This is a genomic window from Cytobacillus firmus (assembly GCF_023657595.1).
Taxonomy (GTDB): domain Bacteria; phylum Bacillota; class Bacilli; order Bacillales; family Cytobacillaceae; genus Cytobacillus; species Cytobacillus firmus_B.
The window spans coordinates 3,978,714-3,993,096 of the sequence record NZ_CP098323.1 but is presented as its reverse complement, the minus strand read 5'-3'; the positions used below and the strand labels follow the sequence as shown (position 1 = coordinate 3,993,096).

Below are 14,383 nucleotides of genomic sequence, written 5' to 3'. Positions count from 1 at the left end.
CTGCCTTATAAAGAGGCAGTCTTTATTAATATTTTTCCAAAACAAATTACTTTCAAAAAATATGCTATTATCATATGCTGAAAGAGGAGCTTATTATAGTAAATAATGTAAGCGTTTTCAACGAAGGGGAGAGTTATAATGGATAGAAATCATCGGTTTAACTTCGAGACGCAGGTCATCCATGAAGGATACGATGCAGAAAGCTTCAAGGGAAGCCTGGCGCCGCCTATTTTTCAGACGTCAACTTTTACTTTTGAGACTGCACAGCAGGGGGAAAAGCGTTTTGCCGGTGAAGAAGAAGGCTATATTTATTCCCGTCTGGGCAATCCAACAGTAAAGATGCTGGAAGAAAGAATGGCCGCCCTTGAAAAGGGAGAAGCTGCCCTTGCTTTTGGTTCGGGCATGGCCGCGGTTTCAGCTGTTCTGTTTGCTTTAACCAAAACAGGTGATCATATCTTATGTTCACAGGGAGTGTATGGTTGTACATTTGGACTCCTGGAGATGATGGAGGAAAAATATAAAATTAGCCATGATTATTCAGCTATGGAATCAAAGCAGCAGCTGCTTGATCAAATAAAGCCTGAGACTGTCTGTATATATGTTGAAACTCCAATAAATCCAACAATGAAATTGGTGGATTTGAAGATGGTTGCAGAAGTAGGGAGGGAGAAAGGAATTCCAGTTGTGGTTGATAATACTTTCTGTTCTCCATATTTACAGAACCCGATTGAGCTGGGATGCGATATTGTCATTCATAGTGCGACAAAATACATCGGGGGTCATGGTGACGTAATTGCCGGCCTTGTTGTAGGTAGCAAAGAATTTTTGGATGAAGTAAGGATGACTACTCAAAAAGACATTGGGGGCATTATTTCACCTTTTGATGCCTGGCTGCTGCTGCGCGGCTTGAAAACACTTGCAGTCAGACTTGACAGGCACTGTGATAATGCTGAACAGCTTGCATCATACTTATTGGCGCATCCAAAAGTGGAAAAAGTTTATTTTCCCGGAGACAGCAGTAATACAGATTTTGATATTGCGCAAAAACAAATGAGAAAGCCGGGCGGAATGATTTCCTTTACTCTAAAAGGAGATAAAGAGACTGCTCAGGAATTTATGAACAGGCTGAATCTAATAAAAATTGCCGTGAGCCTTGGAGATGCAGAGACATTAATTCAGCACCCTGCAACTATGACGCATGCAGTAGTTCCAAAAGAATTCCGTGAGAAAATGGGCATTGAAGATACATTGCTGAGGCTTTCAGTCGGCCTCGAATCATGGGAAGATATCAGGGATGATCTGTCCCAGGCTCTTGAAGAAGTCTGATAAAAAAGAGATGGCCGTTTTTAAATGGCCATCTCTTTTTTGAAATCTTTTACAGGAAGGATACAAGTACCTCTGAGAATTGTTCCAGGTATTTTTGGTCAAGTTCATCAAAACGGTTTTTTTCCGGGGAATCAATATCCAGCACACCGAGAAGCTTGCCATCTTTAATAAGCGGAATAACGATTTCGGACTGTGAAGCAGCGTCACAGGCGATATGTCCAGGGAATTGATGGACATCTTCAACACGGACAGTTTCCAATTGCTTCGCGGCTGTTCCGCACACTCCCTTGCCAAGGGGGATTCTTACACATGCAGGCAGACCCTGAAATGGCCCGAGAACAAGCTCGCCTTCTTCCATCAGATAAAACCCTACCCAGTTTGTACGTTCCAGAAATTGATTAAGAAGTGCTGATGCGTTGCTTAAATTGGCAATGCTGTTCGTTTCCCCTTCAAGAAGAGCGGAGAGCTGTTTAATCAATAATTGATAATTTTCTTCACGGGTTCCCTTGTATGATTCGACACTAAACATCACAAATCACCTAGCTTTCTCAAAGATATATGAATTTCCTGGCAGATGAACAGGAAATTAGAAGGACATTGTCGAGAACTTTATAAAGGATAAGACGATTTTAGCAAGAATGTTTAATTATCACAACAAATCCGTTTATGAATTCGCGTGTTTGGACAGAAACTTTACAAAAGAAAGTGAGGCGGGAACTTTGAAGAAAAATTCAAAAGAGGCAATTGTGTCTGCCGCTATCTCCTTATTTAATACGAAGGGTTTTTCTGGGACTTCCATCCGTGATATTGCAGGCAAAGCTCAGACGAATCCAGCGAATATCGCATACTATTTCGATAACAAACACGGGCTGCTTGAATATTGCTTTACTGCTTTTTTCGAAGGGTATATTCAGGAGATAGAGAAGGGGTTTTCATTTCTTGAGCAGGGGGCGGCTCTGAGCCTGAAAAAAATGGCGCAAAACATCATGGTTTATCAATTTGAGCATAGCCATTTAACAAGATTGATACTCAGGGAAATTTCAATAGATTCACAGGTGGTAAGAGAAATCATGTCCACTTATTTAGCAAAGGAAAAGTTTTATTTTGGCAGGGTGCTCGAAAGGGGCATGAAAACAAAAGAGTTCCGTAACCATTCAGCCAATTATATGATTATCCAGCTGAAAGGACTCCTGTCCATGCCATTTCTGAACACACATTATATGGCTGAAGTTCTGCATGTATTTCCTCATGAAAAATATTTCGCGGACAAATATACGAAAGAGATCTTCAACTGGGTTGATGGAGTCCTGTGCAATCATGCCGGAAAATCATATGCTGCTGTACTCTAAAGGTGTTTCATTCTATCAAGGCCCTGACCCATTTCCTTTGCCTGATGAGAATCGGATCCATATACCAGTGTAATGCCTTTTTGGGCCGCTGCTGCAGCAGCCCAGTCCGGAGGATAGGAATCCTTGCATAAAGGCTTGGCGAAACCGGCTCCATTATAGTCGAGTTCATAGCCATGAGTATGAACCTCATCAAGTATTTGGTTTATTTCCTCTCTAAATTCCCGATCAGCGGGATATTTTTTTTGAAATTTTTTCACCAGGGTGATATGCCCAATTCTTTTTGGTTTAAACGGTCCCAAATCTGCTTTTATAGATAAAAGCAGGGTGCGGAAATAATTCATATAAACTGCATCAATAGAACCATATTCTTCGATCATCTTTGCAAAAACATCCGGGCTGTAGTCCACGCATTCGTAGCGGCTGCCATGTTTTAGAAAATGTACAGATAAAATAGAATCATCCATGTATTTTCCATTTTTATCGAGGAATTCTGTAATCTCCCGTTCAAAGCCTTCAATGTAATCCACTTCAAGCCCCGCATTAATCCTGATTTTTCCGTGGTAATCTGCTTTTATTCTTGAAATATCAGTAAAATAATTTTCAAGATTCTCCTTGCGCATCGCACTGTCCCGGGCAGGTGCCGGGTCCTCAAAGCCATCAGGGAGCGGAGCATGTTCGGTAAAAGAAATCTCCTTAAAACCCAGACTTATTGCTTTTTCAACATAATCTTCCAATGAATCTTTTGTCCCGTGCGGGCAATAGGGTGTGTGGATATGGCCGTCTTTTAACATATAAAGACCTTCCTTTCTGCAATGGTTTAATTGATGCGGTACTCAAGTCTCTTTTTTATATATCTCCTAAATAAAGAAGGAAATCTTTTATAAAAAGCGAATTGTTTGTATTTGAACAGTTCATATAGTTCAATTAAAAAGGCGGTTTTCTGTTGCATATTATATATTAATTACTGAGTTGATTGCAGCGGAAGGTGCGAGATCCTCGAAAATGCATTCGCATTTTCTTCGTGCGGTGTTTACTCAAGGAAGCTTATTCAATGTCCTGCGGGAGTAGCGGGACAGGTGAGACCCCGCAGACGCGGAGCGTTGAGGAGGCTCACCGCCCGCCCCGCTGTTCGCTGAGCAGCCTGGAGCGGAAATCAACGGATAACATTGAAAGGCAAAAATAAGAATTTATACGAAAAGAGCCTTAAAAGAAACATTAAAAAATTATAGATGCTATAGTTATTTTTCGAAAATAGCATTTTAGACGAGATATAAAAGAAGAAATTCATAAAAAAATGAAATAAATAGTCAAAAAATGTCGTTTACATGGTATCATAAAAGCATTGAAAATAACATGTGAAATAAAGAAACGCCTCACACTATTAAATAAAAACTTTATATATACATGCTGGCTCGGGAACAGAACAGGGGGCTTTAAAATGGAATACATAATTGGAGCTATAGTCATTCTTTTATGCCTATATCTCACCGGATATTTTTTTAAGAAAAAACATTACAAAGAAATTGACAGGCTGGAAACATGGAAGATGGACATAACGGACCGCCCAGTTCTAGATGAAATGTCTAGAGTGAAAAAGCTGAATATGACGGGGCAGACAGAGGAATTATTCGAACGCTGGAGAAATGAATGGGATGAAATAGTTACATCGCAGCTTCCAGATGTGGAAGAATTGTTATTTGATGCTGAAGAGAGCATAGATAAATACCGTTTTAAAAATTCCAAGGAAATTCAGCAGAGAATAGAAAAAAGGTTAACTGAGATAGAAGAAAACATCAAAAACCTGCTTGCTGAATTGAATGAACTGGTAGGCAGTGAAGAGAAAAATAGAGCGGAAATTGAAGAATTGAAAGAAATGTACCGCCAATGCAAAAAGTCTCTCCTTGCACACCGCCATACATTCGGCAAATCTGAAAAAATTCTTGAAGAACAGCTTGATGAAGCATTGGCCAAATTTGAAGAATTCGATGACAAAACCGAAAAGGGCAATTACCTTGAAGCACGTGAAATCCTTCTTATAATCAAAGCGCTGATTGAGGATTCTCAAGCCAAAATGGAAGCTATACCAAGTTTGATGGTTGACTGTCAATCCAAGATCCCTTCCGAGCTGGAAGAGCTGAGAGACGGATACAAGGAAATGCTGGAGCAGGGATATCTGCTTGATCACCTGCAAATAGATAAAGAAATTGAAAGGCTTGAAGAACAAGTAAATGTATATGCAGGCTCCATTGATCAGGCACAAATCGAAGAAGTTCAAACAGGAGTCGAAGAGATTAAAGATAATATTGAACATCTGTACGATCTGCTCGAAAAGGAAGTACATGCCAGACATTACTTAAGCCAGCAGGATGAGGCAACAAGAACCATGCTTTATAATAACCGTGATATGAACAATAAGCTAAAGACAGAGATAGCGGCTGTCCGGAATAGCTATCATGTTCCAGAAAAGGATCTTGAAATTCAAATCCACCTGGAGAAAAAAATAAGCCAGCTGTTCAAAAAATTCGAAGTGCTGGAGCATAAGATTAACAGCCAAAATACTCCCCATACACTTCTGAGAGAAGAGCTGGCGGAAGTCAAGGAACACATTGAGGAGATTTCAGATGAGCAGACAGCCTTTGCCGAAAAGCTTCAGGCCTTACGAAAAGACGAAATGTCTGCAAGGGAAAAAGTAAAAGAATTAAGCAAGAAAGTGGCAGAAACAATAAGGCTTATCTCTAAAAACAACGTGCCTGGAGTTTCACAGGAATATAAATATTTGATCCAGGATGCGAAAGAAAGCATAGATAATGTGCTGGCTAAGCTCGATGAAAAACCATTGAATATTCCTTCGGTCCAGCAATATCTTGAAGTTGCGGTGCTGACTGTTGATAAGGCTGCTGATTCTGTGGGAGATATGATTGAGACGATTCTTCTAGCTGAGAAAGTCATCCAATATGGCAACCGATACAGAAGCAGATATCCATCTATTGATAATGGATTAAGGGAAGCAGAGGCTTCATTCAGAAGTTATGAATATAAAAAAGCATTGGAGCAGGCTGCCTCCTCAATTGAAGAAGTCGAGCCGGGTGCGATCAAGAGAATTGAAGAATTAATAACTGAACAATAAAAAAACAGATCCGATTATCGGATCTGTTTTTTTAAAAAGGAATCTATCCGGCTCCATGCGCCGATAAGCGTGCGCATGGAGCTTCTTGATCGCAGTCTAACGGGCAGTAAGGCCCCCACTTCAAGAGTCAGCGGAATCAATCGAGAATAAGTGGGGGCCTTACTGCCCGTAAAGGCCCAAATAAGGTCAAAGACTAAGAACGCCACGTCCTGTGGCAACGTCTTTGTGACCCACCTCCTGTGGGCCTCAACTAACAATCAGCAGGGAGAAAAGCGCTCTCTGCTGATTGAAGTTTCACTTTATCGCAGTCTAACGGGCAGTAAGCCCCCCACTTCGAGACTCAGCGGAATCAGAGGAGGAAAAGTGGGGTCAAACTGCCCGTAAAGGCCCGATTGGTTCAACTAACAATCAGCAGGGAGAAAAGCGCTCTCTGCTGATTGAAGTTTCACTTTATTATTCGTTCCCAGCAATTGTTTTTTTTGACTCCCCAACAGCAATTGCCAGGAAGTAGCCTATAACAGCTCCAGCAATGGCAGGCACAATCCAGCCGATACCCTCAGCAAAGAATGGGAGGAATTGAAGTGAGTCTGTGATAAAGGATACGTCCATTCCAGCTGTTTTCAAGCCATCCACAAAACTGATTAATCCTGTTGGAATTAATGCCCCGATATATACAACTGAGTAGCCATTAAAGGCATTGTGCATAAACGATAGAAGTATCAGCACGATGGCCAGAGGATAAATGATGATCAAAATTGGCAATGAAAGCTGAATCAACTGAGTTAAACCAATATTTGCAACCACCATACTGAACAATGAAAGGATGATTACAATGGTTTTATATGATATTTTGGGGAGCAGTTTATGAAAGTATTGCGCACAAGCGGAAACGAGTCCGATTGAGGTTGTCAGGCATGCTACCGTTATGGCGAGCCCAAGGATCACTGCTCCCGCTGATCCAAATAGAAAATGAGAAACGGCAGATAGGATAGCGCCGCCATTATCGAATTCACCTATAGCTTCCGCACTTGTTGCCCCGATATATGCAAGAGATAAATATACTGCCGCAAGACCGGCAGCCGCTATCAGTCCGGCAGTAATGCAAATTTTCATAAGTGAATGTTTATTTGTCACACCCATACCCTGTATTGAACTGATAACGATAATACCGAATACCAGAGCTGCAATTGTATCCATCGTCAAGTAGCCTTCAATGAAGCCTTTAAAGAACGGCCCCTCTGCATATGCTCCCACTGGAGCCTGCAATTCGCCCATAGGAGTAATGATGCTTTTTATAACCAGAACAGCAAGGATAATGAGCAAGGCAGGTGTGAAAATATTGCCAATTCTATCCACTAATTTCGATGGATTGAGAGAAAGCCATGCTGTGATGCCAAAAAAGGCTATGGTATAAACCAATAACGGGAAAGCACTATTGGAAGCGGTTTCAGACAAGAATGGAGTAACCCCAATTTCATAAGCAACTGTCCCTGTACGCGGGATTCCGAAAAATGGTCCAATGGCTAAGTACATAATAATAGTAAAAATCATTCCGTATAAAGGGTGTACGCGGCTTGCAATTGTCTGTAAATCACCATTTTTGGCAATGGCGATAATACCTAGCAACGGCAATCCAACCCCTGTAATTAGAAATCCAATAATAGCAGTCCATACACTTGTGCCGGCAGCTTGTCCCAGGAAGGGAGGAAAAATCATATTTCCTGCCCCAAAGAATAGGGCAAATAACATGAGTCCGACGGCGAGAATTTGTTTTGGTGCTAATGTTTTATTCTCCATATATATCCTCCTGAAATAGTTCCATATCATAATGTTTAGAACATTTTCATATTAGCACAGGAACTAAAAAAAATGTCGAAAAAATCCGAAGTCTTAATATTTAGTATTTTATAATAATGAAGTTGAAATGTACGGTGCTCAAATTACAATAATATCAGCTTTCCACGTGAAAATTAATCCATTCATTTGGTTAAACTTTTCAAACTTGCTTAATTTAAATAGTAAAGAATTGACTATTTGGTTCAAAGGCTTCAATTACATTTCCAATCTTCACTAGTTATGATATGATTTAAAGTTGGCTAAAGGGTTATCGGAACGGAAAGGAGAAGACCGTGATTTATTTAGATAACAGTGCAACAACTAAACCATATAAAGAAGTGCTTGATTCTTTTATAAAGGTTTCTTCAGAATATTTTGGGAATCCTTCTTCCCTGCACGAATTTGGAGGTAAGGCAGAGAGGCTGCTGATGCAAGCGCGTGAGCAAATTGCCCAATTGCTGAATGTTAAGAATAACGAAGTGTATTTCACATCCGGAGGAACAGAAAGCAATAACCTTGCTATAAAAGGAACTGCATTAATGCATAGAAAAAGAGGCAGCCATATTATCACCACCGGACTGGAACATGCTTCTGTAAGGGAGACTGCAGATCAGCTGAAGGAATTGGGCTATCGAATTAGCGTAATTGAACCGGACAGTAAAGGTATTGTCCATGCTGAAGACATTGAAAACGAAATTACACAGGAAACTGTCTTAGTCTCTGTTATGCACGTAAATAATGAAATTGGTTCCATTCAGCCTATAAATGAAATAGGTGAGATGCTGAAGAAACATGCGAGGGTCATATTCCATGTAGACCATGTCCAGGGAATCGGCAAGGTGCCCCTTGACCTTTATCAGGCCCACGTGGATCTGTGTACGATTTCGGCTCATAAATTCCACGGTTTGAAGGGGAATGGGGTTTTGTACATTCGTGATGGACTTCGTCTTTCGCCGCTGCTCTCCGGGGGCAATCAGGAATGGAAAATGAGAAGCGGCACAGAAAATGTAGCTGGCATTGTAGCAATGGCAAAGGCCCTAAGGCTTACGATGAATAATATGGAAAGTCACTTAAGCCGGCTTACATCCATTAAAACCTATATTATGGAGGAGGTGGGAAGTATTGAGGGTATTACAGTTCATACCCCTGAAAATAATTCTGCTCCCCACATCGTCAATTTCTCCATAAAAGGATTCAAAGCGGAGGTATTTGTACACGCTTTAGAAGAGCGCGGAATTTTTATTTCAACTACAAGTGCCTGCTCTTCGAAGAAATCTGCTGCCAGCAGTACCCTGATGGCTATGGGAATTCCTGAAAAGGATGCGAAAAGTGCAGTCAGGGTCAGTTTGTCTTATGATAATACGAAGGAAGAGGCAGAGACTTTTATACAGGCGGTAAAAGAGACCGTTATTAGGCTAAGAGAGGTTATGAAATCATGATAAATTATGACCGTATACTTATACGATATGGAGAAATCTCCACAAAAGGCAGAAACCGCAATAAATTTGTCGATAAACTAAGAAAAAGTATATACGATGTGCTGAATGAATTTCCCGGCATCAAGATAGAATCTACAAGAGACCGAATGTACGTTGTGTTGAATGGTGCTGATGGCAGGGAGGTTGCTGATCGCCTTAAAGGCATCTTTGGCATTCAGTCATTTAGTCCTGCTGTGAAAGTCAATAAAGATATCGAAGAAATGAAAGCAGCAGCATTGGCATTGTTTTTAAAACACTTTGATGAAGGAAAGACCTTCAAGATTACAGCTAAAAGAGCCGATAAAAGCTTCCCTTTAAATACTGACGAACTTAATCATGAATTTGGCGGACACCTCCTGAAGAATGTGCCGGGTCTAAAAGTGAACGTAAAAAAACCGGATATTAATCTGCAGATTGAAGTTCGCGAAGAAGCGGCTTACTTATCATGCGAAACCATTGAGGGGGCTGGCGGACTTCCTGCAGGTTCGAGCGGTAAAGCCATGCTTATGCTCTCGGGAGGAATTGACAGCCCGGTAGCAGGTTACTTATCCATGAAGAGAGGATTGGAAATTGAAGCTGTCCATTTTCACAGCCCGCCTTTCACCAGTGAGCGTGCAAAGCAAAAAGTAATTGATTTGACAGAAAAACTTGCGAATATTGCTGGAACCGTTGTTCTCCATATTGTCCCATTTACAGAAATCCAGCAGCTGATCCATCAGCAGGTTCCGTCGAATTATACTATGACAGCAACAAGACGATTAATGCTCCGGATCACTGATGAAATCCGCGATAAAAACGATGGCCTGGCCATTATAACCGGGGAAAGCCTTGGACAGGTAGCAAGCCAGACACTAGAGAGCATGTTTGCCATTAACGATGTTACGACAACCCCTATCCTGCGGCCGCTGATCACAACCGATAAATCAGAAATCATCGACATTGCCCAAACCATCGATACACACGATATATCGATCAGGCCTTTTGAAGATTGCTGTACCGTTTTTGTTCCTTCATCACCCAAAACAAAACCAAAACGCGACAAAGTCCGCCGCTTTGAAAGCTTTGTTGATTTTGAACCTCTAATCGCAAAAGCAGTCGAAGGGACCGAAAAGCTGGTTATTAAACCTCAATCGCGCAATGAAGAATCTTTTGGGGAATTATTTTAATTTACATTCGGGATAATGTTTAAATTGCTATATGGAACAGGTTTTATTTTGATGAGTTGATTGTAGCGGAGAGCGCTTGATCCTCGAAAATGCTGAAGTTCTTCGTGCGGTGTTCATTCGGAGAAGCATATTCAATGTCCTGCGGGAGGCTCCCGTTCCTCCCCGCGAAGAGCAAGTGACCCATGCTGAAATCAACGGGCCTCATCTAAATGCTAAAACAGCAATTGTTAATTTAACTTTTAAAAAATAATACAACAATTACCAATTAATTAGTGTATATGGCCATGTGATTCTACACATTCTATACTCACAAGGAGGTGAAAATCACATGGCAAACAACAACAGCTCAAACCAACTTCTAGTTCCTGGAGTACAACAAGCTCTTGACCAAATGAAGTACGAAATCGCTACTGAATTCGGTGTAAACCTTGGTGCTGAAACTACTTCTCGCGCTAACGGTTCTGTAGGTGGAGAAATCACTAAGCGTTTAGTTCAAATGGCTGAACAGCAATTAGGCGGTTTCCAAAGATAATTAAATAATATGGCTACAAGGAGCAGGAATTATTCCTGCTCCTTATTTTTGTGCAAAAATTATTTTTCAAAAAATAAATAATTTTAAATTTTATAATAATTTAGTATAATAATTTCTATAGATTACGCATCAGGATCAGACACCAGCAAATGAAATTGTCAGGGGGAGATTTGATGAAACGGGAAGACTTAATTGCACCGGAGAAATACAATCTCGTATCAGAAATGGAGCGGTTTGCCGGAAATAAGGACAAACTTGCAATAAAGTGGGAAAATGAGCAGGGAGAAAAGAAAGAGATTACATACAGTGAACTGATCCTTAATGCAAATAAAATTGGAAACGTTTTCTTGGAAAATGGTCTTAATAAAGGAGATGTTATTCTGATCATTGTTCCAAAACTGATTGAAGCATATCAGGTTTACATTGCATCATTGAAAGCAGGAATTGTCGTCATACCAAGTTCAGAAATGCTTCGAACGAAAGATCTGCAATACCGCATTAATCATGGCGATGTTAAAGCGATCGTAAGTTATTATCCATATGTTGACCAATTTAAAGATATTAAGGAAGCAGAAGTCCTGCCGAAATTTGTGATAGGCGGAAATGCAGATGGCTGGATCAGTCTGGACGAGGAAATGAAACAGTCTTCACCGGAACTTTCATTGGCTGACACATCCCGGGATGACATGGCATTTCTTTCATATACATCTGGAACAACCGGAAACCCTAAAGGTGTCGTACATACACATGGCTGGGCATTTGCACACCTAAAAACAGCAGCACCGAACTGGTTATGTATTAATGAAGGTGATACAGTATGGGCAACTGCTGGCCCCGGCTGGCAAAAGTGGATCTGGAGCCCGTTCCTTTCCGTTCTTGGTTCTGGTGCCACCGGAGTTGTCTACAATGGAAAGTTTGAGCCGAAAAAATACTTGCAGCTATTAGAAGATTATCAGGTAAATGTCCTTTGCTGCACACCGACTGAATACAGGCTGATGGCAAAGGCTGACAATATACATGAATACAAGCTGCCGGCCCTTCATAGTGCTGTTTCGGCGGGTGAACCGCTCAACAGGGAAGTGATTGATACATTTAAGAAGCATTTTAACGTGAATGTCCGTGATGGGTATGGACAGACTGAAAATACCCTGCTTGTCGGCATTACAAAGGATATGGAGCTAAAAGCTGGATCAATGGGCAAACCGACTCCAGGCAACAGAGTCGACATTATAAATGAAGACGGTGAAATATGTGCTGTGGGTGAGACAGGAGATATCGCTGTCCATATAGAAACTCCTGCACTCTTTAAAAATTATTATAAAGACCCGGAAAGAACTGCTATGCAATTCCGCGGTGATTACTATATTACCGGAGATAAAGCTAAGAAAGATGAAGATGGCTATTTCTGGTTTGAAGGACGCGGTGATGATATTATTATCAGCTCAGGCTATACGATCGGACCATTCGAGGTGGAAGATGCACTTGTAAAGCATCCGTATGTAGCAGAATGTGCAGTTGTAGGTAGTCCTGATGAAGTGCGCGGATCGATCGTTAAAGCATTTGTTGTATTAAGGGAGGGTGTCGACCAAAAAGATCCTAACCTTGTTTCCCAGCTCCAGGAGCATGTAAAAGAGCTGACAGCTCCTTATAAATATCCTCGGAAAATTGAGTTTTTATCTGAGCTGCCAAAAACGACTTCTGGAAAAATCATGCGTGTGGAATTGCGTAAAAAAGAAGCGGAAACTGCTTCAGCGCAAAACTGAATGCTTTGAAAAATACAGGCGGAATTCCGCCTGTATTTTTGTTATACTATGGTAAATGTGAACTTTTACTTATTAAAGGAGAAAAGATTATATGGGAACGCTATGGCACGGGGGGCCGATATATACCCTTCAGCAGGAAGGCCATCAAATAGAGGCCGTTTTTACAGAAGGCAGCCAAATTATTGAAGTTGGCGCTTTAGGAGATTTAAGGGGTAAGTATAAAGAAGAAATTCAAAAGGAGATCGATCTGCAGGGAAGCACCATGCTGCCGGGATTTGTGGATAGCCATATGCATCTCATCGGGCATGGCGAAAGGCTGATAAGGCTCGACTTATCTGAGCACACATCAAAGCAGGAAGTTCTTCAGGCTGTTAAGCAATTTTCTGAGACAATAGAAGAAGGAGAGTGGGTTATTGGGGAAGGCTGGAATGAAAATTTATGGGATCAGCCGGAGCCTATTTATGCTTCAGAGCTGGACCAATATGTTCCCAATCACCCTGTTATGCTGAAACGTGTGTGCAGACATGCTCTTGCAGTCAATTCTCTTGGATTATCCAAAGCAAATATTACTGAAGATACTGAATGTCCTCCAGGAGGAATAATTGAAAAAGATGAACTTGGAAAACTCAATGGACTTTTGAAGGATCAGGCCCAAGATCTTTTATACAATGTGATGCCTTCTGTCTCAGAAGGCTATTTAAGGAAGGCGCTTCACGCTGCCATTCATGATGCCTATAAGCTTGGATTGACAGGAGGACATACTGAGGATCTCAATTATTATGGAGGGTTCTCCCAGACCTATCAGGCCTTCAGGCAGGTAATTGAGGAGGAAGGTCTTTCTTTCCGGGCACATCTGCTGGTTCATCATGAAGTTGCTGATGAAATGAAGGAATCAGGCGGAGGATTTTTAGCGGGAAGTAAACATATAGAGTTTGGTGCTATGAAGATATTTGCCGATGGGGCTTTAGGGGGAAGGACGGCTTTACTAAGCCATCCCTATGCAGATGATCCATCCACTTCGGGAGTTGCTATTTTTTCACAGGAGCAGCTTGATGCCTTAGTGGAGAAAGCCCGCAACCATGAAATGCCGGTTGCCATCCATACGATTGGAGATTTGGCATTTGAAATGGCATTAAATGCAATAGAAAAGCATCCATTGGAAGGTCTGGGGCGAGACAGACTGATTCATGCACAAATATTGCGCAAGGAGCTTATTGAAAGGGCTAAAAAACTGCCTTTAATCCTTGATATCCAGCCGAGATTTACAGCCTCCGACTTTCCTTGGGTGATCGACCGAATTGGTGAAGAAAATATGGAGTATTGCTACGCATGGAAGACACTGCTGAAAGAAGGAGTACATTGTGCAGGAGGCTCTGACGCACCAATTGAGCCAGCCAATCCATTTCTTGGTATTCATGCAGCTGTAACGAGAACAAACATAGATGATCCGCATAACACAGTCTATTATCCAAGTGAGGCATTATCTGTGTATGAAGCAGTATGCTTATTCACAAAAGGCAGTGCATATGCTGCCTCCCATGAAAATGATAGAGGCGTCATACAAGAAGGGTATCTGGCAGATTTCACTATTTTAAATGAAGATATTTTTAAAATGCCAATAGGGCAAATTGCAGCCGTTACCGTTAACAAAACCGTTATTGATGGAAAAATAGTATACGAAAGATAAATGAAAATGTCAGGTGCCTATCCAATAGGTGCCTGACATTCTTTTTGGCAGGAAAAAATGATTGCAAACATTTTCAAGGCGGGCTTATAATATAAATATTTCGATACTAGAAAGAATTG

The 14,383-nt window shown here is 41.2% G+C and carries 11 protein-coding genes; 8 read left to right on the top strand and 3 right to left on the bottom strand.

The features are described from left to right. The first annotated feature begins 138 nt into the window (after positions 1-138). Entirely contained in the window at positions 139-1,326 is a 1,188-nt protein-coding gene (megL, locus tag NAF01_RS20170; RefSeq protein ID WP_197213099.1) for a methionine gamma-lyase, read from the top strand. Between the two features lie 49 nt (positions 1,327-1,375). On the opposite strand, the gene NAF01_RS20165 is transcribed toward megL, so the two are convergent. Then, positions 1,376-1,855, bottom strand: coding sequence for a GAF domain-containing protein (locus NAF01_RS20165; protein WP_197213100.1), 480 nt, complete (start codon positions 1,853-1,855; stop codon positions 1,376-1,378). A 190-nt stretch (positions 1,856-2,045) separates the two neighbouring features. On the opposite strand from NAF01_RS20165, the gene refZ reads away from it, so the two are divergent. After that, entirely contained in the window at positions 2,046-2,675 is a 630-nt protein-coding gene (refZ, locus tag NAF01_RS20160) for a forespore capture DNA-binding protein RefZ (protein WP_197213106.1), read from the top strand. Here the strand turns inward: refZ and hisJ are convergent. Beyond that, positions 2,672-3,466 carry a histidinol-phosphatase HisJ gene (hisJ, locus tag NAF01_RS20155; protein WP_226618236.1) on the bottom strand — a complete coding sequence of 265 codons (795 nt, stop codon included), beginning with the start codon at positions 3,464-3,466 and terminating at the stop codon, positions 2,672-2,674. The genes refZ and hisJ overlap by 4 nt on opposite strands. 647 nt (positions 3,467-4,113) lie before the next feature. On the opposite strand from hisJ, the gene ezrA reads away from it, so the two are divergent. Continuing rightward, positions 4,114-5,802: a septation ring formation regulator EzrA gene (ezrA, locus tag NAF01_RS20150; RefSeq protein WP_197213108.1), complete on the top strand. Its 1,689-nt coding sequence runs from the start codon at positions 4,114-4,116 to the stop codon at positions 5,800-5,802. A 453-nt stretch (positions 5,803-6,255) separates the two neighbouring features. On the opposite strand, the gene brnQ is transcribed toward ezrA, so the two are convergent. After that, complete coding sequence (gene brnQ / locus NAF01_RS20145) at positions 6,256-7,599, bottom strand: branched-chain amino acid transport system II carrier protein (RefSeq protein ID WP_250801025.1); 1,344 nt, start codon at positions 7,597-7,599, stop codon at positions 6,256-6,258. A gap of 332 nt (positions 7,600-7,931) precedes the next feature. On the opposite strand from brnQ, the gene NAF01_RS20140 reads away from it, so the two are divergent. The 5 genes from NAF01_RS20140 to NAF01_RS20120 all read left to right on the top strand — a co-directional run bounded on the left by NAF01_RS20140 (position 7,932) and on the right by NAF01_RS20120 (position 14,264). Continuing rightward, the gene (locus NAF01_RS20140) at positions 7,932-9,077 is read left to right on the top strand and encodes a cysteine desulfurase family protein (protein ID WP_048009307.1); all 1,146 of its coding nucleotides are present in this window, start codon (positions 7,932-7,934) and stop codon (positions 9,075-9,077) included. Beyond that, positions 9,074-10,282: a tRNA uracil 4-sulfurtransferase ThiI gene (gene thiI / locus NAF01_RS20135; protein ID WP_404322477.1), complete on the top strand. Its 1,209-nt coding sequence runs from the start codon at positions 9,074-9,076 to the stop codon at positions 10,280-10,282. Before NAF01_RS20140 ends, thiI begins: the two co-directional genes overlap by 4 nt. A 328-nt stretch (positions 10,283-10,610) precedes the next feature. Beyond that, on the top strand, positions 10,611-10,814 hold the full coding sequence (locus tag NAF01_RS20130) for an alpha/beta-type small acid-soluble spore protein (RefSeq protein ID WP_035330326.1): 204 nt from the start codon (positions 10,611-10,613) through the stop codon (positions 10,812-10,814). 173 nt (positions 10,815-10,987) lie between these two features. Next, positions 10,988-12,577, top strand: a complete 1,590-nt coding sequence (mbcS, locus tag NAF01_RS20125; protein WP_250801024.1) for an acyl-CoA synthetase MbcS — start codon at positions 10,988-10,990, stop codon at positions 12,575-12,577. A 91-nt stretch (positions 12,578-12,668) separates the two neighbouring features. After that, positions 12,669-14,264: an amidohydrolase gene (locus NAF01_RS20120; protein ID WP_250801023.1), complete on the top strand. Its 1,596-nt coding sequence runs from the start codon at positions 12,669-12,671 to the stop codon at positions 14,262-14,264. The last annotated feature ends 119 nt before the right edge of the window (positions 14,265-14,383 follow it).